At 54.1% G+C, this 21,560-nt stretch carries 19 protein-coding genes and 1 riboswitch; of the genes, 10 read left to right on the forward strand and 9 right to left on the reverse strand.

Features of this window, described 5'->3' with window-relative positions:
- The 9 genes from tuf to rpoC all read left to right on the forward strand — a co-directional run.
- Positions 1–1,017 (forward strand): elongation factor Tu (gene tuf / locus OGX84_RS02685; RefSeq protein ID WP_286457351.1); only part of this gene is annotated, 1,017 nt, incomplete at its 5' end.
- A gap of 231 nt (positions 1,018–1,248) precedes the next feature.
- On the forward strand, positions 1,249–1,632 hold the full coding sequence (gene secE, locus OGX84_RS02690) for a preprotein translocase subunit SecE (RefSeq protein WP_012133816.1): 384 nt from the start codon (positions 1,249–1,251) through the stop codon (positions 1,630–1,632).
- A 1-nt stretch (position 1,633) separates the two neighbouring features.
- Complete coding sequence (nusG, locus tag OGX84_RS02695; RefSeq protein ID WP_003862341.1) at positions 1,634–2,179, forward strand: transcription termination/antitermination protein NusG; 546 nt, start codon at positions 1,634–1,636, stop codon at positions 2,177–2,179.
- Between the two features lie 156 nt (positions 2,180–2,335).
- The gene (gene rplK / locus OGX84_RS02700; RefSeq protein WP_012133815.1) at positions 2,336–2,764 is read left to right on the forward strand and encodes a 50S ribosomal protein L11; all 429 of its coding nucleotides are present in this window, start codon (positions 2,336–2,338) and stop codon (positions 2,762–2,764) included.
- Positions 2,765–2,767: 3 nt separating this feature from the next.
- Positions 2,768–3,475 (forward strand): 50S ribosomal protein L1, encoded by a 708-nt coding sequence (gene rplA / locus OGX84_RS02705; protein ID WP_012133813.1) that lies wholly within the window; start codon positions 2,768–2,770, stop codon positions 3,473–3,475.
- A gap of 355 nt (positions 3,476–3,830) precedes the next feature.
- Complete coding sequence (gene rplJ / locus OGX84_RS02710) at positions 3,831–4,328, forward strand: 50S ribosomal protein L10 (protein WP_004097644.1); 498 nt, start codon at positions 3,831–3,833, stop codon at positions 4,326–4,328.
- A 66-nt stretch (positions 4,329–4,394) separates the two neighbouring features.
- The gene (gene rplL / locus OGX84_RS02715; protein ID WP_012133812.1) at positions 4,395–4,760 is read left to right on the forward strand and encodes a 50S ribosomal protein L7/L12; all 366 of its coding nucleotides are present in this window, start codon (positions 4,395–4,397) and stop codon (positions 4,758–4,760) included.
- A gap of 319 nt (positions 4,761–5,079) precedes the next feature.
- Positions 5,080–9,108 carry a DNA-directed RNA polymerase subunit beta gene (gene rpoB, locus OGX84_RS02720; protein ID WP_024130652.1) on the forward strand — a complete coding sequence of 1,343 codons (4,029 nt, stop codon included), beginning with the start codon at positions 5,080–5,082 and terminating at the stop codon, positions 9,106–9,108.
- 76 nt (positions 9,109–9,184) lie between these two features.
- Positions 9,185–13,408, forward strand: coding sequence for a DNA-directed RNA polymerase subunit beta' (gene rpoC, locus OGX84_RS02725; protein ID WP_012133810.1), 4,224 nt, complete (start codon positions 9,185–9,187; stop codon positions 13,406–13,408).
- A 208-nt stretch (positions 13,409–13,616) separates the two neighbouring features.
- On the opposite strand, the gene OGX84_RS02730 is transcribed toward rpoC, so the two are convergent.
- The 9 genes from OGX84_RS02730 to OGX84_RS02770 form a co-directional block, all read right to left on the reverse strand.
- Positions 13,617–13,934 carry a PTS lactose/cellobiose transporter subunit IIA gene (locus tag OGX84_RS02730; protein ID WP_012133809.1) on the reverse strand — a complete coding sequence of 106 codons (318 nt, stop codon included), beginning with the start codon at positions 13,932–13,934 and terminating at the stop codon, positions 13,617–13,619.
- Between the two features lie 4 nt (positions 13,935–13,938).
- On the reverse strand, positions 13,939–14,244 hold the full coding sequence (locus OGX84_RS02735) for a PTS sugar transporter subunit IIB (RefSeq protein WP_012133808.1): 306 nt from the start codon (positions 14,242–14,244) through the stop codon (positions 13,939–13,941).
- 308 nt (positions 14,245–14,552) lie between these two features.
- Positions 14,553–15,683 (reverse strand): 2-iminoacetate synthase ThiH, encoded by a 1,131-nt coding sequence (gene thiH / locus OGX84_RS02740; RefSeq protein WP_012133806.1) that lies wholly within the window; start codon positions 15,681–15,683, stop codon positions 14,553–14,555.
- Entirely contained in the window at positions 15,680–16,450 is a 771-nt protein-coding gene (gene thiG, locus OGX84_RS02745) for a thiazole synthase (protein ID WP_286457352.1), read from the reverse strand. The genes thiH and thiG overlap by 4 nt, the downstream gene beginning before the upstream one ends.
- Position 16,451: 1 nt before the next feature.
- Complete coding sequence (gene thiS, locus OGX84_RS02750; RefSeq protein WP_012133804.1) at positions 16,452–16,652, reverse strand: sulfur carrier protein ThiS; 201 nt, start codon at positions 16,650–16,652, stop codon at positions 16,452–16,454.
- Positions 16,633–17,391 (reverse strand): thiazole biosynthesis adenylyltransferase ThiF, encoded by a 759-nt coding sequence (gene thiF / locus OGX84_RS02755; protein ID WP_112001738.1) that lies wholly within the window; start codon positions 17,389–17,391, stop codon positions 16,633–16,635. Before thiF ends, thiS begins: the two co-directional genes overlap by 20 nt.
- Positions 17,384–18,019, reverse strand: a complete 636-nt coding sequence (gene thiE, locus OGX84_RS02760; protein ID WP_112001739.1) for a thiamine phosphate synthase — start codon at positions 18,017–18,019, stop codon at positions 17,384–17,386. The genes thiF and thiE overlap by 8 nt, the downstream gene beginning before the upstream one ends.
- A complete protein-coding gene (thiC, locus tag OGX84_RS02765; protein WP_012133801.1) occupies positions 18,019–19,914 on the reverse strand; it encodes a phosphomethylpyrimidine synthase ThiC in 1,896 nt (631 codons plus the stop codon). The genes thiE and thiC overlap by 1 nt, the downstream gene beginning before the upstream one ends.
- A gap of 85 nt (positions 19,915–19,999) precedes the next feature.
- Positions 20,000–20,109: riboswitch (TPP riboswitch) on the reverse strand.
- A gap of 50 nt (positions 20,110–20,159) precedes the next feature.
- The gene (locus tag OGX84_RS02770) at positions 20,160–20,663 is read right to left on the reverse strand and encodes an Rsd/AlgQ family anti-sigma factor (protein ID WP_012133800.1); all 504 of its coding nucleotides are present in this window, start codon (positions 20,661–20,663) and stop codon (positions 20,160–20,162) included.
- 96 nt (positions 20,664–20,759) lie between these two features.
- Between OGX84_RS02770 and nudC the strand changes: the two genes are divergently transcribed.
- Entirely contained in the window at positions 20,760–21,533 is a 774-nt protein-coding gene (nudC, locus tag OGX84_RS02775; RefSeq protein ID WP_047459742.1) for an NAD(+) diphosphatase, read from the forward strand.
- The last annotated feature ends 27 nt before the right edge of the window (positions 21,534–21,560 follow it).

Consider the following 21,560-nt stretch of genomic DNA (forward strand, 5'->3'; position numbering starts at 1 on the left):
AAAGCTCGTGGTATCACCATCAACACTTCTCACGTTGAATACGACACCCCGACTCGCCACTACGCGCACGTAGACTGCCCGGGCCACGCCGACTATGTTAAAAACATGATCACCGGTGCTGCGCAGATGGACGGCGCGATCCTGGTTGTTGCTGCGACTGACGGCCCGATGCCGCAGACCCGTGAGCACATCCTGCTGGGTCGTCAGGTAGGTGTTCCGTACATCATCGTGTTCCTGAACAAATGCGACATGGTTGATGACGAAGAGCTGCTGGAACTGGTTGAGATGGAAGTGCGTGAACTGCTGTCTCAGTACGATTTCCCGGGCGACGACACGCCGATCGTTCGTGGTTCTGCTCTGAAAGCGCTGGAAGGCGAAGCTGAGTGGGAAGCGAAAATCATCGAACTGGCTGGCTACCTGGATTCCTACATCCCGGAACCAGAGCGTGCGATTGACAAGCCGTTCCTGCTGCCGATCGAAGACGTATTCTCCATCTCCGGTCGTGGTACCGTTGTTACCGGTCGTGTAGAGCGCGGTATCATCAAAGTGGGCGAAGAAGTTGAAATCGTTGGTATCAAAGAGACTGCGAAGTCTACCTGTACTGGCGTTGAAATGTTCCGCAAACTGCTGGACGAAGGCCGTGCTGGTGAGAACGTAGGTGTTCTGCTGCGTGGTATCAAACGTGAAGAAATCGAACGTGGTCAGGTACTGGCTAAGCCGGGTTCCATCAAGCCGCACACCAAGTTCGAATCTGAAGTTTATATCCTGTCCAAAGACGAAGGCGGCCGTCATACTCCGTTCTTCAAAGGCTACCGTCCGCAGTTCTACTTCCGTACAACTGACGTGACTGGCACCATCGAACTGCCGGAAGGCGTAGAGATGGTAATGCCGGGCGACAACATCAAAATGGTTGTTACCCTGATCCACCCGATCGCGATGGACGACGGTCTGCGTTTCGCAATCCGTGAAGGCGGCCGTACTGTTGGCGCAGGCGTGGTTGCTAAAGTTCTCGGCTAATCGCTGATAACATTTGACGCAATGCGCAATAAAAGGGCATCATTTGATGCCCTTTTTGCACGCTTTCACATCAGAACCTGGCTCATCAGTGATTTTTTTTGTCATAATCATTGCTGAGACAGGCTCTGCTGAGGGCGTTTAGTCCGAAACGCAACACAGAGCATTTCGGTTTGGATTGCCTCGCATACGCGGGGTGAAAATGTTTGTAGAATACTTCTGACAGGTTGGTTTATGAGTGCGAATACCGAAGCTCAAGGAAGCGGGCGCGGCCTGGAAGCGATGAAGTGGGTCGTTGTTGTCGCATTGCTGCTTGTGGCTATTGTGGGCAACTACCTCTATCGCGACATGATGCTGCCGCTGCGTGCGCTGGCCGTAGTAATTCTGATTGCTGCAGCGGGTGGTGTCGCGCTGTTGACGACAAAAGGTAAAGCAACCGTTGCTTTTGCCCGTGAAGCGCGTACCGAAGTCCGTAAGGTCATTTGGCCGACTCGCCAGGAAACATTGCACACCACGCTGATTGTGGCTGCGGTTACCGCAGTAATGTCACTGATCCTGTGGGGACTGGATGGTATTCTGGTTCGCCTGGTATCCTTTATCACTGGCCTGAGGTTCTGAGATGTCTGAAGCTCCTAAAAAGCGCTGGTACGTCGTTCAGGCGTTTTCCGGTTTTGAAGGCCGCGTAGCAACATCGCTGCGTGAGCATATCAAATTACACAATATGGAAGAGTTGTTTGGTGAAGTCATGGTGCCGACCGAAGAAGTGGTCGAAATCCGTGGCGGCCAGCGTCGCAAAAGCGAGCGCAAATTCTTCCCGGGCTACGTCCTGGTTCAGATGGTGATGAACGACGCAAGCTGGCACCTGGTGCGCAGTGTTCCGCGTGTGATGGGCTTCATCGGCGGTACATCTGACCGTCCGGCGCCAATCAGCGACAAAGAAGTTGATGCGATCATGAACCGCCTGCAACAGGTCGGTGATAAACCGCGTCCGAAAACGCTGTTTGAACCGGGTGAAATGGTTCGTGTTAACGACGGTCCGTTTGCTGACTTTAACGGCGTTGTTGAAGAAGTGGACTACGAGAAGTCCCGCCTGAAGGTGTCTGTTTCTATCTTTGGTCGTGCGACCCCGGTAGAACTGGACTTTGCCCAGGTTGAGAAAGCCTAAGCAGCGATCAAAAAAGCGGCGATTTAATCGTTGCACAAGGCGCGAGATTGGAATACAATTTCGCGCCTTTTGTTTTTATGGGCCTGGCCCGTAAAACGATTTTTTATATCACGGGGAGCCTGTTTTCAGGCGTTATACCCAAACGAGGAAATTGCAATGGCTAAGAAAGTACAAGCCTACGTCAAGCTGCAAGTTGCAGCTGGTATGGCTAACCCGAGTCCGCCAGTAGGTCCGGCTCTGGGTCAGCAGGGCGTAAACATCATGGAATTCTGCAAAGCGTTCAACGCAAAAACTGATTCCATCGAAAAAGGTCTGCCGATTCCGGTTGTTATCACCGTTTACGCTGACCGTTCTTTCACCTTCATTACCAAAACGCCTCCGGCAGCAGTTCTGCTGAAGAAAGCGGCTGGTATTAAGTCTGGTTCCGGCAAGCCGAACAAAGACAAAGTAGGTAAAATTTCCCGCGCTCAGCTGCAGGAAATCGCGCAGACCAAAGCTGCCGACATGACTGGTGCCGACATTGAAGCGATGACTCGCTCCATCGAAGGTACTGCACGTTCCATGGGCCTGGTAGTGGAGGACTAAGAAATGGCTAAACTGACCAAGCGCATGCGTGTGATCCGTGAGAAAGTTGATGCGACCAAACAGTACGACATCAACGAAGCTATCTCTCTGCTGAAAGAACTGGCCACTGCTAAGTTCGTAGAAAGCGTAGACGTTGCCGTTAACCTCGGCATCGACGCGCGTAAATCTGACCAGAACGTACGTGGCGCAACTGTACTGCCGCACGGTACTGGCCGTTCCGTTCGCGTAGCCGTATTTACCCAGGGTGCAAACGCTGAAGCTGCTAAAGCTGCTGGCGCTGAACTGGTAGGTATGGAAGATCTGGCTGAACAGATCAAGAAAGGCGAAATGAACTTTGACGTTGTTATTGCTTCCCCGGATGCAATGCGCGTTGTTGGCCAGCTGGGCCAGGTTCTGGGTCCGCGTGGCCTGATGCCGAACCCGAAAGTGGGTACTGTAACGCCTAACGTTGCTGAAGCGGTTAAGAACGCTAAAGCTGGTCAGGTTCGTTACCGTAACGACAAAAACGGCATCATCCACACCACCATCGGTAAAGTGGATTTTGACGCTGACAAACTGAAAGAAAACCTGGAAGCTCTGCTGGTTGCGCTGAAAAAAGCAAAACCGACTCAGGCGAAAGGCGTGTACATCAAGAAAGTTAGCATCTCCACCACCATGGGTGCTGGTGTTGCCGTTGATCAGTCCGGTCTGACTGCGACTGTGGCGAACTAATATTCGCCTTTACGTGGGCGGTGATTTTGTCTACAATCTTACCCCCACGTTTCTGTTGAAATAAACAGAACTCTATGCGAGTCATTTGAATTGTAGCAGCTAACGCGGCTACGGTTCAAAGGGCGAAGTCATAGACAAGATTTGTTCGTTGGAGCCTGGCCTATCCAGGCCTCCGTCGAAGACCGCAGGTGTTTCGTAAGAAACTTAATGCCCTGCGTAGACGGTGACAGAACGCTAAGATTATTTTTTATACTCTGGCTTGTTTCTGCTCACCGTATTAAGACGCTCTCCTCGTTGAGGAGAGTGAAGTGAGTTCCAGAGCATGAGCTCTGGCAAACATCCAGGAGCAAAGCTAATGGCTTTAAATCTTCAAGACAAACAAGCGATTGTTGCTGAAGTCAGCGAAGTAGCCAAAGGCGCGCTGTCTGCAGTAGTTGCGGATTCCCGTGGCGTAACTGTAGATAAAATGACTGAACTGCGTAAAGCAGGTCGTGAAGCTGGCGTTTACATGCGTGTTGTTCGTAACACCCTGCTGCGCCGCGTCGTTGAAGGTACTCCGTTCGAGTGCCTGAAAGACACGTTTGTTGGTCCGACCCTGATTGCATACTCTATGGAACACCCGGGCGCTGCTGCTCGTCTGTTCAAAGAGTTCGCGAAAGCGAATGCAAAATTTGAGGTCAAAGCCGCTGCCTTTGAAGGTGAGCTGATCCCGGCGTCTCAGATCGACCGCCTGGCAACTCTGCCGACCTACGAAGAAGCAATTGCACGCCTGATGGCAACCATGAAAGAAGCTTCGGCTGGCAAACTGGTTCGTACTCTGGCTGCTGTACGCGATGCGAAAGAAGCTGCTTAATCGCAGTTATCTTTGTAACGCATCCGCTTACGTATAAACTTATTCTGATATTCAGGAACAATTTAAATGTCTATCACTAAAGATCAAATCATTGAAGCAGTATCCGCTATGTCCGTAATGGACGTTGTAGAACTGATCTCTGCAATGGAAGAAAAATTCGGTGTTTCCGCTGCTGCTGCTGTAGCTGTAGCTGCTGGCCCGGTTGAAGCTGCTGAAGAAAAAACTGAATTCGACGTAATTCTGAAAGCTGCTGGCGCTAACAAAGTTGCTGTTATCAAAGCAGTACGTGGCGCAACTGGCCTGGGTCTGAAAGAAGCTAAAGACCTGGTAGAATCTGCTCCGGCCGCTCTGAAAGAAGGCGTGAGCAAAGATGACGCTGAAGCTCTGAAAAAATCTCTGGAAGAAGCTGGCGCTGAAGTTGAAGTTAAATAAGCCAACCCTTCCGGTTGCAGCCTAAGAAATTAGGCTGATGGCTGGTGACTTTTTAGTCACCAGCCTTTTTGCGCTGTAAGGCGCCAGTAGCGTTTCACACTGTTTGACTACTGGTTGTCCTGACAATGCTTGTTTCTATCGACGACTTAATATACTGCGACAGAACGCCCGTTCTGTGTAAATCGCAATGAAATGGTTTAAGCGTGATAGCAACAGGCATTGCGGAAAGTATTCCATTTTCCGGTCAACAAAATAGTGTTGCACAAACTGTCCCTCCGCAGGACAGATGGGTCGACTTGTCAGCGAGCTGAGGAACCCTATGGTTTACTCCTATACCGAGAAAAAACGTATTCGTAAGGATTTTGGTAAACGTCCACAAGTTCTGGATGTACCTTATCTCCTTTCTATCCAGCTTGACTCGTTTCAGAAGTTTATCGAGCAAGATCCTGAAGGGCAGTACGGTCTGGAAGCTGCATTCCGTTCCGTGTTCCCGATTCAGAGCTACAGCGGTAATTCCGAGCTGCAATACGTCAGCTACCGCCTTGGCGAACCGGTGTTTGACGTTCAGGAATGTCAGATCCGTGGCGTGACCTATTCCGCACCGCTGCGCGTAAAACTGCGTCTGGTGATCTACGAGCGCGAAGCGCCGGAAGGCACCGTAAAAGACATTAAAGAACAAGAAGTCTACATGGGCGAAATTCCGCTCATGACCGACAACGGTACTTTCGTTATCAACGGTACTGAGCGTGTTATCGTTTCCCAGCTGCATCGTAGCCCGGGTGTCTTCTTCGACAGCGATAAAGGTAAAACTCACTCTTCCGGTAAAGTACTGTATAACGCGCGCATCATTCCTTACCGTGGTTCATGGCTGGACTTTGAGTTCGATCCGAAAGACAACCTGTTTGTCCGTATCGACCGTCGTCGTAAACTGCCTGCGACCATCATTCTGCGTGCACTGCAATACACCACTGAACAGATCCTGGACCTGTTCTTTGAGAAAGTGATCTTCGAGATCCGCGACAACAAGTTGCAGATGGAACTGGTGCCGGAACGCCTGCGTGGTGAAACCGCCTCCTTTGACATCGAAGCCAACGGCAAAGTGTACGTCGAAAAAGGTCGTCGCATTACTGCGCGCCACATTCGCCAGCTGGAAAAAGACGATATCAAACATATCGAAGTTCCGGTTGAGTACATCGCGGGTAAAGTGGCGTCTAAAGACTATGTTGACGAATCAACTGGCGAGCTGATCTGCGCAGCGAACATGGAGCTGAGCCTGGATCTGCTGGCGAAGTTGAGCCAGTCTGGCCACAAGCGTATCGAAACGCTGTTCACCAACGATCTGGATCACGGCCCGTACATTTCTGAAACGGTACGCATCGACCCGACCAACGATCGTCTGAGCGCGCTGGTAGAAATCTACCGCATGATGCGCCCGGGTGAGCCGCCGACTCGTGAAGCGGCTGAAAGCCTGTTTGAGAACCTGTTCTTCTCCGAAGACCGCTATGACCTGTCTGCGGTTGGTCGTATGAAGTTCAACCGTTCTCTGCTGCGCGATGAAATTGAAGGTTCCGGTATCCTGAGCAAAGACGACATCATTGACGTGATGAAGAAGCTCATTGATATCCGTAACGGTAAAGGCGAAGTCGATGATATCGACCACCTCGGCAACCGTCGTATCCGTTCCGTAGGCGAAATGGCGGAAAACCAATTCCGCGTTGGCCTGGTGCGTGTTGAGCGTGCGGTGAAAGAGCGTCTGTCTCTGGGCGATCTGGATACCCTGATGCCTCAGGACATGATCAACGCCAAACCGATTTCTGCGGCAGTGAAAGAGTTCTTCGGCTCCAGCCAGCTGTCTCAGTTTATGGACCAGAACAACCCGCTGTCTGAGATTACGCACAAACGTCGTATCTCCGCACTCGGCCCAGGCGGTCTGACCCGTGAACGCGCAGGCTTCGAAGTTCGAGACGTACACCCGACCCACTACGGTCGCGTATGTCCTATCGAAACGCCTGAAGGTCCGAACATCGGTCTGATCAACTCCCTGTCCGTGTACGCACAGACTAACGAATACGGTTTCCTCGAGACGCCGTATCGTAAAGTCACCGACGGCGTTGTGACTGACGAAATTCATTACCTGTCTGCTATCGAAGAAGGTAACTACGTTATCGCTCAGGCGAACTCCAACCTGGATGACGAAGGCCACTTTGTAGAAGATCTGGTTACCTGCCGTAGCAAAGGCGAATCCAGCTTGTTCAGCCGCGACCAGGTCGACTACATGGACGTTTCCACTCAGCAGGTGGTTTCCGTCGGTGCGTCCCTGATCCCGTTCCTGGAACACGATGACGCCAACCGTGCATTGATGGGTGCGAACATGCAACGTCAGGCGGTTCCGACTCTGCGCGCTGATAAGCCGCTGGTTGGTACCGGTATGGAACGTGCTGTTGCCGTTGACTCCGGTGTAACTGCGGTTGCTAAACGTGGCGGTACTGTTCAGTACGTGGATGCGTCCCGTATCGTTATCAAAGTTAACGAAGACGAGATGTACCCGGGCGAAGCAGGCATCGACATCTACAACCTGACCAAATACACCCGCTCTAACCAGAACACCTGTATCAACCAGATGCCGTGTGTTTCTCTGGGTGAGCCGGTTGAGCGCGGCGACGTGCTGGCTGACGGTCCGTCCACCGATCTCGGTGAACTGGCGCTGGGCCAGAACATGCGCGTAGCGTTCATGCCGTGGAACGGCTACAACTTCGAAGACTCCATCCTCGTTTCCGAGCGTGTTGTCCAGGAAGACCGTTTCACCACCATCCACATTCAGGAACTGGCCTGTGTGTCCCGTGACACCAAGCTGGGGCCGGAAGAGATCACCGCTGATATCCCGAACGTGGGTGAAGCTGCGCTCTCTAAACTGGATGAATCCGGTATCGTTTACATCGGTGCGGAAGTGACCGGCGGCGACATTCTGGTTGGTAAGGTAACGCCGAAAGGTGAAACCCAACTGACGCCAGAAGAGAAACTGCTGCGTGCGATCTTCGGTGAGAAAGCGTCTGACGTTAAAGACTCTTCTCTGCGCGTACCAAACGGTGTTTCCGGTACGGTTATCGACGTTCAGGTCTTTACTCGCGATGGCGTAGAAAAAGACAAACGTGCGCTGGAAATCGAAGAGATGCAGCTGAAGCAGGCGAAGAAAGACCTGTCTGAAGAATTGCAGATCCTCGAAGCTGGCCTGTTTAGCCGTATCCACGCTGTGCTGGTTTCCGGTGGCGTTGAAGCTGAGAAGCTCGACAAACTGCCGCGCGATCGCTGGCTGGAACTGGGCCTGACCGACGAAGAGAAACAAAATCAGCTGGAGCAACTGGCTGAGCAGTACGACGAACTGAAACACGAGTTCGAGAAAAAACTCGAAGCGAAACGCCGCAAAATCACTCAGGGCGACGATCTGGCACCGGGCGTGCTGAAGATTGTTAAGGTATATCTGGCGGTTAAACGCCGTATCCAGCCTGGTGACAAGATGGCAGGTCGTCACGGTAACAAGGGTGTAATTTCTAAGATCAACCCGATCGAAGATATGCCTTACGATGAAAACGGCACGCCGGTAGACATCGTACTGAACCCGCTGGGCGTACCGTCTCGTATGAACATCGGTCAGATTCTGGAAACCCACCTGGGTATGGCTGCGAAAGGTATCGGCGATAAGATCAACGCCATGCTGAAACAGCAGCAGGAAGTCGCGAAACTGCGCGAATTCATCCAGCGTGCGTACGATCTGGGCGCTGACGTTCGTCAGAAAGTTGACCTGAATACCTTCAGCGATGAAGAAGTTCTGCGTCTGGCTGAAAACCTGCGCAAAGGTATGCCGATCGCAACGCCGGTGTTCGACGGTGCGAAAGAAGCGGAAATTAAAGAGCTGCTGAAACTGGGTGACCTGCCGACTTCCGGCCAGATCACGCTGTTTGACGGCCGTACCGGTGAACAGTTCGAGCGTTCGGTAACCGTAGGTTACATGTACATGCTGAAACTGAACCACCTGGTCGACGACAAAATGCACGCTCGTTCCACCGGTTCCTACAGCCTGGTTACTCAGCAGCCGCTGGGTGGTAAGGCGCAGTTCGGTGGTCAGCGCTTCGGGGAGATGGAAGTGTGGGCGCTGGAAGCATACGGCGCAGCATACACCTTGCAGGAAATGCTCACCGTTAAGTCTGATGACGTGAATGGCCGTACTAAGATGTATAAGAACATCGTGGACGGCAACCATCAGATGGAACCGGGCATGCCGGAATCCTTCAACGTATTGTTGAAAGAGATTCGTTCGCTGGGTATCAACATCGAACTGGAAGACGAGTAATTCTCGCTCAAACAGGTCACTGCTTCCGGGGTAATACCCGGCAGCGGAATGTGCTAACTCCGACGGGAGCAAATCCGTGAAAGACTTATTAAAGTTTCTGAAAGCGCAAACTAAAACCGAAGAGTTTGATGCGATCAAAATTGCTCTGGCTTCGCCAGACATGATCCGTTCATGGTCTTTCGGTGAAGTTAAAAAGCCGGAAACCATCAACTACCGTACGTTCAAGCCTGAGCGTGACGGCCTTTTCTGCGCCCGTATCTTCGGGCCGGTAAAAGATTACGAGTGCCTGTGCGGTAAGTACAAGCGCCTGAAACACCGTGGTGTGATCTGTGAGAAGTGCGGCGTTGAAGTGACCCAAACTAAAGTACGCCGTGAGCGTATGGGCCACATCGAGCTGGCGTCCCCGACTGCTCACATCTGGTTCCTGAAATCTCTGCCGTCTCGTATCGGCCTGCTGCTCGATATGCCGCTGCGCGATATCGAACGCGTGCTGTACTTCGAATCCTATGTGGTTATCGAAGGCGGTATGACTAACCTGGAACGCCAGCAGATCCTGACTGAAGAACAGTATCTGGACGCGCTGGAAGAGTTCGGTGACGAATTCGACGCGAAGATGGGTGCGGAAGCTATTCAGGCCCTGCTGAAGAGTATGGATCTGGAGCAAGAGTGTGAAACTCTGCGCGAAGAGCTGAACGAAACCAACTCCGAAACCAAGCGTAAAAAGCTGACCAAGCGTATCAAACTGCTGGAAGCGTTCGTTCAGTCTGGTAACAAACCAGAGTGGATGATCCTGACCGTTCTGCCGGTTCTGCCGCCAGATCTGCGTCCGCTGGTTCCGCTGGATGGTGGTCGTTTCGCAACGTCGGATCTGAACGATCTGTATCGTCGCGTGATCAACCGTAACAACCGTCTGAAACGTCTGCTGGATCTGGCTGCGCCGGACATCATCGTACGTAACGAAAAACGTATGTTGCAGGAAGCGGTTGACGCCCTGCTGGATAACGGTCGTCGCGGTCGTGCGATCACCGGTTCTAACAAACGTCCTCTGAAATCTTTGGCCGACATGATCAAAGGTAAACAGGGTCGTTTCCGTCAGAACCTGCTCGGTAAGCGTGTTGACTACTCCGGTCGTTCTGTTATTACCGTAGGTCCATACCTGCGTCTGCATCAGTGCGGTCTGCCGAAGAAAATGGCGCTGGAGCTGTTCAAACCGTTCATCTACGGCAAGCTGGAACTGCGTGGCCTCGCCACCACCATCAAAGCCGCGAAGAAAATGGTTGAGCGTGAAGAAGCTGTCGTTTGGGATATCCTGGACGAAGTTATCCGTGAACACCCGGTACTGCTGAACCGTGCGCCAACACTGCACCGTTTGGGTATCCAGGCATTTGAACCGGTACTGATCGAAGGTAAAGCTATCCAGCTGCACCCGCTGGTTTGTGCGGCATATAACGCCGACTTCGATGGTGACCAGATGGCTGTTCACGTACCGCTGACGCTGGAAGCCCAGTTGGAAGCGCGTGCGCTGATGATGTCTACCAACAACATCCTGTCCCCGGCGAACGGCGAACCTATCATCGTTCCGTCTCAGGACGTTGTATTGGGTCTGTACTACATGACCCGTGACTGTGTTAACGCCAAAGGCGAAGGCATGGTGCTGACTGGCCCGAAAGAAGCTGAGCGTATTTATCGCGCTGGCCTGGCCTCTCTGCATGCGCGCGTTAAAGTGCGTATCACCGAATACGAAAAAGATGCTAACGGCGAATTCGTGGCGAAAACCAGCCTGAAAGACACGACCATCGGCCGTGCCATTCTGTGGATGATCGTACCGAAAGGTCTGCCTTTCTCCATCGTCAACCAGGCGCTGGGTAAGAAAGCCATCTCTAAAATGCTGAACACCTGCTACCGTATTCTGGGCCTGAAACCGACCGTTATTTTTGCGGACCAGACGATGTACACCGGCTTTGCTTATGCAGCGCGTTCAGGTGCATCCGTTGGTATCGACGATATGGTTATCCCGGAGAAGAAACACGAGATCATCTCCGAAGCGGAAGCCGAAGTTGCTGAGATCCAGGAACAGTTCCAGTCTGGTCTGGTAACAGCGGGCGAACGCTATAACAAAGTTATCGATATCTGGGCTGCGGCGAACGATCGTGTATCCAAGGCGATGATGGACAACCTACAGACCGAAACCGTGATTAACCGTGACGGTCAGGAAGAGCAGCAGGTTTCCTTCAACAGCATCTACATGATGGCCGACTCCGGTGCGCGTGGTTCTGCGGCACAGATTCGTCAGCTTGCTGGTATGCGTGGTCTGATGGCGAAGCCAGATGGCTCCATCATCGAAACGCCAATCACCGCGAACTTCCGTGAAGGTCTGAACGTACTCCAGTACTTCATCTCCACTCACGGTGCGCGTAAAGGTCTGGCGGATACCGCACTGAAAACAGCGAACTCCGGTTACCTGACTCGTCGTCTGGTTGACGTTGCGCAGGATCTGGTGGTGACTGAAGACGACTGCGGCACTCACGAAGGTATCCTGATGACTCCGGTTATCGAGGGTGGCGACGTTAAAGAGCCGCTGCGCGATCGCGTACTGGGTCGCGTGACTGCTGAAGACGTACTGAAGCCGGGCACCGCAGATATTCTGGTTCCGCGCAACACGCTGCTGCACGAACAGTGGTGTGACCTGCTGGAAGAGAACTCTGTTGACGCCGTTAAAGTGCGTTCCGTTGTATCCTGTGACACCGACTTTGGTGTATGTGCGCACTGCTACGGTCGTGACCTGGCGCGTGGCCACATCATCAACAAAGGTGAAGCTATCGGCGTTATCGCGGCACAGTCCATCGGTGAGCCGGGTACACAGCTGACGATGCGTACGTTCCACATCGGTGGTGCGGCATCTCGTGCGGCTGCTGAATCCAGCATCCAGGTGAAAAACAAAGGTAGCATCCGTCTGAGCAATGCGAAGTCGGTTGTGAACTCCAGCGGTAAACTGGTTATCACCTCCCGTAACACCGAGCTGAAACTGATCGACGAATTTGGTCGTACCAAAGAGAGCTATAAAGTGCCTTACGGCTCTGTTATGGCGAAAGGTGATGGCGAGCAGGTTGCTGGCGGCGAAACCGTTGCAAACTGGGACCCGCACACCATGCCGGTTATCACCGAAGTAAGTGGTTTTGTCCGCTTCACTGACATGATCGACGGCCAGACCATTACTCGTCAGACTGACGAGCTGACCGGTCTGTCTTCTCTGGTGGTCCTGGATTCCGCAGAGCGTACTACGGGTGGTAAAGACCTGCGTCCGGCGCTGAAAATCGTTGATGCTCAGGGTAACGACGTTCTGATCCCTGGCACCGATATGCCTGCGCAGTACTTCCTGCCGGGTAAAGCGATTGTTCAGCTGGAAGATGGCGTACAGATCAGTTCTGGTGACACCCTGGCGCGTGTTCCGCAGGAATCCGGCGGTACCAAGGATATTACCGGTGGTCTGCCGCGCGTTGCTGACCTGTTCGAAGCGCGTCGTCCGAAAGAGCCGGCAATCCTGGCTGAAATCAGCGGCATCATTTCCTTCGGTAAAGAAACCAAAGGTAAACGTCGTCTGGTTATCACCCCGGTAGATGGTAGCGAGCCGTACGAAGAGATGATTCCGAAATGGCGTCAGCTCAACGTGTTCGAAGGTGAACGTGTAGAACGTGGTGACGTGGTTTCCGACGGCCCGGAAGCGCCGCACGACATTCTGCGTCTGCGTGGTGTTCATGCTGTTACTCGTTACATCGTTAACGAAGTACAGGACGTATACCGTCTGCAGGGCGTTAAGATTAACGATAAACACATCGAAGTTATCGTTCGTCAGATGCTGCGTAAAGCCACCATCGAAAACGCAGGTAGCTCCGACTTCCTGGAAGGCGAGCAGGTTGAATACTCCCGCGTCAAGATCGCTAACCGCGACCTGGAAGCGAACGGCAAAGTGGGTGCAACGTTCTCCCGCGATCTGCTGGGTATCACCAAAGCGTCTCTGGCAACCGAGTCCTTCATCTCTGCGGCATCGTTCCAGGAGACCACGCGTGTCCTGACCGAAGCAGCCGTTGCGGGTAAACGCGACGAACTGCGTGGCCTGAAAGAGAACGTTATCGTGGGTCGTCTGATCCCGGCTGGTACCGGTTATGCGTACCACCAGGATCGTATGCGCCGCCGTGCTGCGGGTGAACTCCCGGCTGCACCGCAGGTGACTGCTGAAGATGCGTCTGCCAGCCTGGCAGAACTGCTGAACGCAGGCCTGGGCGGTTCTGATAACGATTAATCGTTGCTGACCATAATAAAAAACCCGCTTCGGCGGGTTTTTTTATGCCTGATGGCGCTTTGCTTATCAGGCCTACGGACACGGGGTGGACTTGTAGGCCGCCTGATGGCGCTTTGCTTATCAGGCCTACGGATACTACGGATTACGGGGTGGACTTGTAGGCCGGATAAGGCGTAGCCGCCATCCGGCAACGGGTCTGCGGTACGCTTTAATTTACCAGCGGCAACCGACGATAAAGCTCAATCATATCGCCTGCCAAATCCTGAATAACCATCGCGTTCATCAGATGATCCTGGGAATGAACGGTGATCAGATTAACAGGCAGTTTTCCGGTTCCTTCATCAATCCCAATCAGCTTTGTCTGGATGCCGTGTGCCAGTTTGACAAACTCGCGCGACTCTTCCATCGCTTTCTCGGCGCCAGCAAAATCGCCTTTTCGCGCCAGTTGCAGTGCGGTCAGTGCCGAACTACGGGCTGCGCCTGCGTTGACCAGCAGCTCCATGATGATCGTCTCTAACTCTTCCATGCTATTACTCCATGAGCTTGAGGGCTTTTTCCAGCACGGCATCGCCTTTCATCATGCCGTAATCCATCATGTCGATAACCGCGACCTTTTTACCTAAGGGGTCGGCAAGCGCCTGCAATTTCGCCTGTTCATACTTGACCTGAGGGCCAAGCAAAACAATATCCGCAGTGGCGATGTTTTCTTTAAATTCAGCCACCGGAACAGCTTTGATACTGACTTCAACCCCTTTCTTCTGAGCGGCGTCTTTCATCCGTTGCACCAGCATGCTGGTGGACATCCCGGCGGCACAGCATAAAACGATATTCTTCATAATCGGCTCTCACGGTTCCCTTGGTTCTTCATCTTTAGCCTGTGGCCGGGGGGAGAACAACCGTCTTAAAGTGAATGTGTGTAAAGCATCACACAAAAACTGAAACCGGTTGCAGTAATCCGATGGGGTCTGCAAAGACCGTCTGACCAGATGTGAAGGCAGGGCGAAATGAGGAAGGAATTTTTCGCCCTGGTCAGCGTCCGCTGCCGACCATGACAACATAAAAAAACGGGAGACTGACGACAATCTCCCGTTTTTTGTATTACGCACCGGCACACAAAAAAATTACGCCGTGTCACGTTCGTGTATTATGTTTGCGAAGCACGCCCCAGATAACTATCCCAGTCTTTCCAGACGGGCTGTAACCCCTGTGCGGTCAGTGCATTAGCAACGGCTTCCGGTCGGCGATCGTCATGAGGAGAAAATTGCTCCAGCTCGGGATGATTATCGGCATAGCCGCCTGGCTGCGTTTTTGAAAATGCGCTGACGTTATTAATCGCCAAAGGAATAACGTGATCGCGAAACCACGGCGATTCGCGCGTTGAGAGCGACAGCTCAATCTCCGGCGCCAGCAGACGAAATGCGCAAATGGTTTGCACCAACTGGCGCTCATCCATGATGGAGGCGGGTTCGACGCCGCCAGTACACGGGCGCAGACGCGGGAAGGAGATAGAGTAGCGGCTCTGCCAGTAATGCTTCTGCATCCAGAGCAGATGCTCGGCTACCATGTAGCAGTCCACACGCCAGCTATCAGACAGCCCAATCAACGCGCCGAGACCAATTTTGTCGATACCTGCCCGACCCAGCCTGTCCGGGGTTTCCAGCCGCCAGAAGAAATCCTGCTTTTTCCCTTTCAGATGGTGTTGTGCGTAAATCGCCTCATGGTAGGTCTCCTGGTAGACCATCACGCCGTCAAGCCCCAGCGTTTTTAACTCGCTATACTCTTCTTCCGCCAGCGGCTGCACTTCCATCTGGAGTGAAGAAAACTGGCGGCGGATAGCGGGCAAATGACGACGAAAATAGTCCATGCCGACTTTGGCCTGGTGCTCGCCAGTGACCAGCAGGAGATGCTCAAAACCCAGCTCGCGAATCGCCTCGCATTCACGGCCTATTTCTGTTTCATCCAGCGTCTTGCGCTTAATGCGGTTACTCATGGAAAAGCCGCAGTAAGTGCAGTCGTTGGCGCACAGATTGGAGAGATACAGCGGCACATAAAAGCTGACGGTATTGCCAAAGCGCTGACGGGTAAGGCGCTGCGCTCGTTGGGCCAACGGCTCCAGATAGTCGCTGGCGGCGGGTGAAAGCAGCGCCATCATGTCGTCGCGGCTAAGTTGCGTGGCGTTAAGCGCCCGTTCCACATCGGCGGCGGTTTTGCTGTTGATGCGCAGGCGAATATCGTCCCAGTCCAGCTGTTGCCAGCGGTCGGTGAACGTTTTCATGCCGAAGCCTCCAGAAATCCGGTGAGCGGGCTGGTGGCCTGAGCGTAGCTGCTGCGCGTTCCGGGTACGGCCCGACGCGCCATAACTCCGGCTTCAACCGCCAGGCGAAAAGCCTGCGCCATCATCACCGGATCATCTGCTACCGCAATCGCCGTATTCACCAGTACCGCGTCAGCGCCCATTTCCAGCGCCTGTGTGGCGTGGCTGGGAACGCCGATACCGGCATCGACCACCACCGGAACGGTGGCCTGTTGGATGATGATCTCCAGCATCGCGCGCGTCTCCAGCCCCTGATTTGAACCAATGGGCGCACCGAGCGGCATGACGGCGGCGCAGCCAACCTCCTCAAGGCGTTTGCACAACACCGGGTCGGCGCCGCAGTAGGGCAGCACGACGAATCCCTGTTTTACCAGCACTTCTGCGGCTTTCAGCGTTTCGACAGGGTCCGGCAGCAGCCAGCGCGCGTCGGGGTGAATCTCCAGTTTCAGCCAGTGTGTGCCCAGGGCTTCCCGCGCCAGTTGCGCGGCGAAGATGGCTTCTTCCGCTGTTTTCGCACCGGAAGTATTGGGAAGCAGCGTTACCCCGGCATCAATAAGCGGCGCCAGAATCGCGTCATTGTGCTGGCGTAAATCCACGCGTTTCATCGCCAGCGTGACCAGCTGGCTGCCGGAAGCGCGAATCGCCTCGACCATCAGCTGTGAAGAGGCAAATTTCCCCGTGCCGGTGAACAGATGTGAATCAAACGTTTTATCTGCAATACGTAACATATCAACCCCCTGCAATAACCTGAAAAAGCAGGATCTGGTCGCCTTCCTGCACGATTTGCTGTTCCCACTGTTCACGCGGCAGGATCTGTTGATTCAGCGCCAGCGCCGCCCCTGGTTTCAGTTGGTTAAGCTGAGTGAGCAGATCGATAACGGACAGGCCGTCAGCGCACTGCATAGGTTCATCATTGAACTGAATCTGCATGACGCCCTCCGCATACCGGACAACCGCTGGCGCGATGCAATGCCAGACTGCGCCACTGGCTGGTTTTGGCATCGAATAACCGCAACTCGCCGCCGGGGATGTCCATCCCGCTCAGTAACTTGATGGCTTCCAGCGCCTGCAATGTTCCCATCACGCCGACAACGGGGCCGACGATCCCTGCCGTGCGGCAGTTGCGTTCCGGTTCTTCATCATCCGGCCACAGGCAGCGGTAGCAGCCCTGTTCCCAGGGCGGCGTCAGCACCATCAACTGGCCGCCAAAGCCGACGGCGCTGGCGGTAATGAGTGGAGTATCCAGCGCGACGCAGGCGGCGTTGATCTCCTGACGGGTCGCCATGTTGTCGGTACAGTCGAGCACCACATCGGCGCGCTCAACCGCATGGCGGAGCGCATCGCCAGTGAGGCGCTGCTGTAACGCCAGCAGTTCAATATCCGGGTTCAGCCGCGCCAGCCGCTGCTTTGTCACCTGGGATTTAGGGCGGGCAATATCATCTGTGGTGAACAGGATTTGCCGTTGCAGATTGCTCAGATGCACTTCGTCATCGTCGGCTAAAACCAGCGTACCGATGCCAGCGCCCGCCAGATAGAGCGCCGCAGGGGAGCCCAAACCGCCCAGACCGACAATCAGAACCCGGCTGGTGAGCAATTTTTGCTGCCCTTCAATGGCGATATCGCCGAGCAAAATTTGTCGGCTGTAGCGCATAAAGTCGCGATCATTCATCGCCAGCCCCCGCGATTGCCAGTAACTGCGCCGTTGCTTCGCGCCAGTCTTCCGCCCGGGTAATGGCGCTGACGACGGCAATACTGCCCACACCGGTTTCCAGCACCGGCGAGGCGCGTTCGAGGCTGATCCCGCCGATGGCAACGGTGGGGTAATCGCCAAGACGTTCAATATGGCGCGCCAGCTGCTCCAGTCCTTGCGGCGCGGACGGCATCTGTTTGGTTTGCGTCGGGAATACGTGGCCAAGTGCGATATAAGACGGTCTGGCCGCCAGCGCTATGTCGATCTCCATGTCATCGTGGGTGGAAACGCCTAAGCGCAGCCCGGCAGCCTGAATCGCCTTCAGGTCGGTGGTTTCCAGATCTTCCTGACCGAGATGCACCCCGTAAGCGTTGTGTTTGATCGCCAGTCGCCAGTAGTCATTGATGAACAGGCGGGCATTGTAGCGGCGACCCAGCGAGATAGCGGCTGATACGTCGTCCTCCACCTCTTCGTCGCGCTTGTCTTTGATACGTAGCTGGAGGGTGCGGACACCCGCTTCCAGCAAGCGTTCGATCCATTGCACGCTATCAACGACCGGATAAAGCCCCAGGCGGAAAGGCACCGCCGGGAAATCGGGCTGATACATTATGCTTCCTCCTTCCTGAGATAGATTTCACCGCCTTTGGCGCGGAAGTTTTCTGACATATCCGCCATTCCTACCTCGATGGTCTGCGCCGCCGCGTAGTCGCGGACTTCCTGGCTGATCTTCATTGAACAGAATTTGGGGCCGCACATGGAGCAGAAGTGCGCCACTTTACCGGACTCCTGCGGCAGGGTTTCGTCGTGGTAGGCGCGGGCGGTGAATGGGTCAAGCGCCAGGTTAAACTGGTCTTCCCAGCGGAACTCAAAGCGGGCTTTCGACATGGCGTTATCGCGGATTTGCGCGCCAGGATGGCCTTTTGCCAGGTCGGCGGCATGCGCCGCGATTTTGTAGGTGATCAGCCCCTGTTTCACATCCTCTTTGTTCGGCAGGCCGAGGTGCTCTTTTGGCGTTACGTAGCAGAGCATGGCGCAGCCAAACCAGCCAATCATTGCCGCGCCAATGCCGGAGGTGAAGTGGTCGTAGCCCGGCGCAATATCGGTGGTCAGTGGCCCTAAGGTGTAGAACGGCGCTTCGTGGCAGTGTTCCAGCTCTTCGGTCATGTTACGGCGGATCATCTGCATCGGTACGTGGCCAGGGCCTTCAATCATCACCTGCACGTCGTACTCCCAGGCAATTTTGGTCAGCTCGCCCAGCGTGTGCAGCTCGGCAAACTGCGCTTCGTCGTTCGCATCCTGAATCGATCCCGGACGCAGACCGTCGCCCAGCGACAGCGAGACATCGTAAGCGGCGCAGATTTCGCAGATTTCGCGGAAGTGCTCGTAGAGGAAGTTTTCTTGATGGTGAGAGAGGCACCATTTCGCCATGATCGAACCGCCGCGCGAGACGATACCGGTCAGACGTTTTGCGGTCATTGGCACATAGCGCAGTAGCACGCCCGCGTGGATGGTGAAGTAATCGACGCCCTGTTCCGCCTGCTCCAGCAGCGTGTCGCGGAAGGCTTCCCAGGTGAGATCTTCGGCGATCCCGTTCACTTTCTCCAGCGCCTGATAGATCGGCACGGTGCCGATCGGTACCGGGCTGTTACGCAGGATCCACTCGCGAGTTTCGTGAATATAGCGACCGGTTGAGAGGTCCATCACCGTATCTGCGCCCCAGCGCGTCGACCACACCAGTTTTTCCACCTCTTCTTCAATGGAGGAAGTGACCGCTGAGTTGCCGATATTGGCGTTGACCTTCACCAGGAAGTTGCGTCCGATGATCATCGGTTCGGATTCCGGGTGGTTGATGTTGGCCGGGATAATCGCGCGACCGGCGGCCACTTCGTCACGAACAAATTCCGGCGTGATGTTTTCCGGCAGGCGCGCGCCAAACCCAACGCCTGGATGCTGCTGGCGTAACACATCGCCGCGAATGCGCTCACGACCCATGTTTTCACGAATAGCGATGAACTCCATTTCCGGGGTTACAATCCCCTGACGCGCATAATGCAGTTGCGTTACGCACTTGCCCGCTTTGGCGCGCTTCGGCGTGAGCAGCCCCGTAAAACGCAGCTCGTCCAGTCCATCATCGGCCAGACGTTCTTTGGTGTACGCCGAGCTACGGTCGGTCAATTCTTCGCTGTCTGCACGAGCCTCAATCCAGGGCTGACGCAGTTTTGCCAGCCCCTGCTGAACGTTAATGGCGACATCAGGATCGCCATAGGGGCCAGAGGTGTCATAGACCGGGATGGCTTCGTTCTCTTCGTATTGCGGATTATCTTTGCCGCCGCCGATGAGCGTGGGGCTTAGCTGGATTTCACGCATCGGAATGCGGATGTCCGGTTGTGAGCCGGTAATATAAATACGTTTTGAGTTCGGAAAGGCGGTGCCTTCCAGGGTGTCGATAAAGTGTTGGGCCTGGGCGCGTTGTTCGCGGCGAGTCAATTTTGTTGCAGACATAGCTCATTCCAAAAAGTGAAGGACGTGGCTTGTCAGACGACGGATGGAGTAATGGATGCGCGTTGCCCGTACAGGTTGACGCATAAAGCAGTTTACTCTTGTTCCCTTCGCAGGTATTAGCCTGATCAGGTTCCGCGGATCCCGAATTAACGGTCTCAGCCTGTGTTTTCACACACGGCACTCCGACAAGATGTAACCCCGGCGACGGGGCAATGGATGTAAATTACTCGTTACTGATTCATAACTCAAGCAGGCCGTGCAATTCCGCTTTCATCCTGGGCATTAAGCGTTAGATTATTGTCGAAGGCCAGCAGGATGAGTTTATCTTCCAGCGTAAACCGCGCTTCCAGCGCTTCGCCGATGTCGGAGAGCACTTGCTGAAATTCCGCATAATTATCGTGATCGATCGCGTTCTCCAGGCTGGAGTCGTAATATTCCATGATCTGTTGAGTATTGGCTTCCAGCAATGAATGGAGGCGCGTTGCGGTTGAACGCGGGTTTCCCTCTTCCATTTCACGGATAATGTGTTCATAAATACTGAAGTGTCCGGCGGAAAGGTAGTCGACCAGGCCCTGACAAAAATCATCCAGCGCTTTTTCATTCAGCCGCATGTACGATTCTTTGCCAGGCTTAATACCAACCAGATTGTAGTAAGCCACGAGCAGGTGCTTACGTACATGTAGCCAGCGATCAACCAGTTTATTACTTCCTTCGACGTGTTCCGTCAGGCTTTCCAGCTGGTTTAGCATGATTGACTCCGCAAGTTTAGATTTAAAACTGCTCACCTGAAAAATGTAAATATAATGTTAACAACATGCCAGTGAAGCAAAGGTAGTGCAAGAGCTATGGATCGTATTATTGAAAAATTAGATCACGGTTGGTGGATCGTCAGTCACGAGCAAAAATTATGGTTGCCTCGTGGAGAATTGCCATATGGCGAAGCGACAAATTTCGATCTTGTGGGGCAGCGCGCACTCCTGATTGGCGAGTGGGAAGGGGAGCCTGTCTGGCTGGTGTTACAGCATCGTCGGCATGATATGGGGTCGGTACGGCAGGTTATCGATCGGGACGTTGGCCTGTTTCAACTGGCGGGGCGGGGCGTGCAGCTGGCGGAATTTTACCGTTCGCACAAATTCTGCGGTTACTGCGGCCACCCCATGTACCCAAGCAAGACCGAATGGGCGATGCTGTGCAGCCACTGCCGCGAGCGTTACTATCCGCAGATTGCTCCCTGCATTATTGTCGCCATCCGGCGTGCCGATTCCATTTTACTGGCCCAGCATACGCGCCATCGTAACGGTGTTCATACGGTGCTGGCCGGGTTTGTGGAAGTGGGGGAGACCTTAGAGCAGGCGGTCGCGCGCGAAGTGATGGAAGAGAGCGGCATCAAAGTGAAAAATCTGCGTTACGTGACCTCACAGCCCTGGCCGTTCCCGCAATCGCTGATGACGGCGTTTATGGCGGAGTATGACAGCGGCGAGATTGTCATCGACCCGAAAGAGCTGCTGGAGGCGGGCTGGTATCGCTATGACGATCTTCCGTTATTGCCGCCACCGGGCACGGTGGCGCGTCGTTTGATCGAAGATACTGTGGCAATGTGTCGGGCTGAGTATGAGTGATGGTACACTGGCACCCTGACGCAATGA

Source organism: Citrobacter sp. CK202 (assembly GCF_030333225.1).
Classification (GTDB): domain Bacteria; phylum Pseudomonadota; class Gammaproteobacteria; order Enterobacterales; family Enterobacteriaceae; genus Citrobacter_B; species Citrobacter_B koseri.

Coding starts and splice junctions, on each gene's coding strand:
- rplK (WP_012133815.1), top strand. CDS start 2,336: ATGGCTAAGAAAGTACAAGCCTACGTCAAGCTGCAAGTTGCAGCTGGT.
- thiG (WP_286457352.1), bottom strand. CDS start 16,450: ATGTTACGTATTGCAGATAAAACGTTTGATTCACATCTGTTCACCGGC.
- secE (WP_012133816.1), top strand. CDS start 1,249: ATGAGTGCGAATACCGAAGCTCAAGGAAGCGGGCGCGGCCTGGAAGCG.
- thiS (WP_012133804.1), bottom strand. CDS start 16,652: ATGCAGATTCAGTTCAATGATGAACCTATGCAGTGCGCTGACGGCCTG.
- thiF (WP_112001738.1), bottom strand. CDS start 17,391: ATGAATGATCGCGACTTTATGCGCTACAGCCGACAAATTTTGCTCGGC.
- rplL (WP_012133812.1), top strand. CDS start 4,395: ATGTCTATCACTAAAGATCAAATCATTGAAGCAGTATCCGCTATGTCC.
- thiH (WP_012133806.1), bottom strand. CDS start 15,683: ATGAAAACGTTCACCGACCGCTGGCAACAGCTGGACTGGGACGATATT.
- OGX84_RS02735 (WP_012133808.1), bottom strand. CDS start 14,244: ATGAAGAATATCGTTTTATGCTGTGCCGCCGGGATGTCCACCAGCATG.
- thiC (WP_012133801.1), bottom strand. CDS start 19,914: ATGTCTGCAACAAAATTGACTCGCCGCGAACAACGCGCCCAGGCCCAA.
- rplJ (WP_004097644.1), top strand. CDS start 3,831: ATGGCTTTAAATCTTCAAGACAAACAAGCGATTGTTGCTGAAGTCAGC.
- OGX84_RS02770 (WP_012133800.1), bottom strand. CDS start 20,663: ATGCTAAACCAGCTGGAAAGCCTGACGGAACACGTCGAAGGAAGTAAT.
- rplA (WP_012133813.1), top strand. CDS start 2,768: ATGGCTAAACTGACCAAGCGCATGCGTGTGATCCGTGAGAAAGTTGAT.
- thiE (WP_112001739.1), bottom strand. CDS start 18,019: ATGTATCAGCCCGATTTCCCGGCGGTGCCTTTCCGCCTGGGGCTTTAT.
- rpoB (WP_024130652.1), top strand. CDS start 5,080: ATGGTTTACTCCTATACCGAGAAAAAACGTATTCGTAAGGATTTTGGT.
- nusG (WP_003862341.1), top strand. CDS start 1,634: ATGTCTGAAGCTCCTAAAAAGCGCTGGTACGTCGTTCAGGCGTTTTCC.
- OGX84_RS02730 (WP_012133809.1), bottom strand. CDS start 13,934: ATGGAAGAGTTAGAGACGATCATCATGGAGCTGCTGGTCAACGCAGGC.
- nudC (WP_047459742.1), top strand. CDS start 20,760: ATGGATCGTATTATTGAAAAATTAGATCACGGTTGGTGGATCGTCAGT.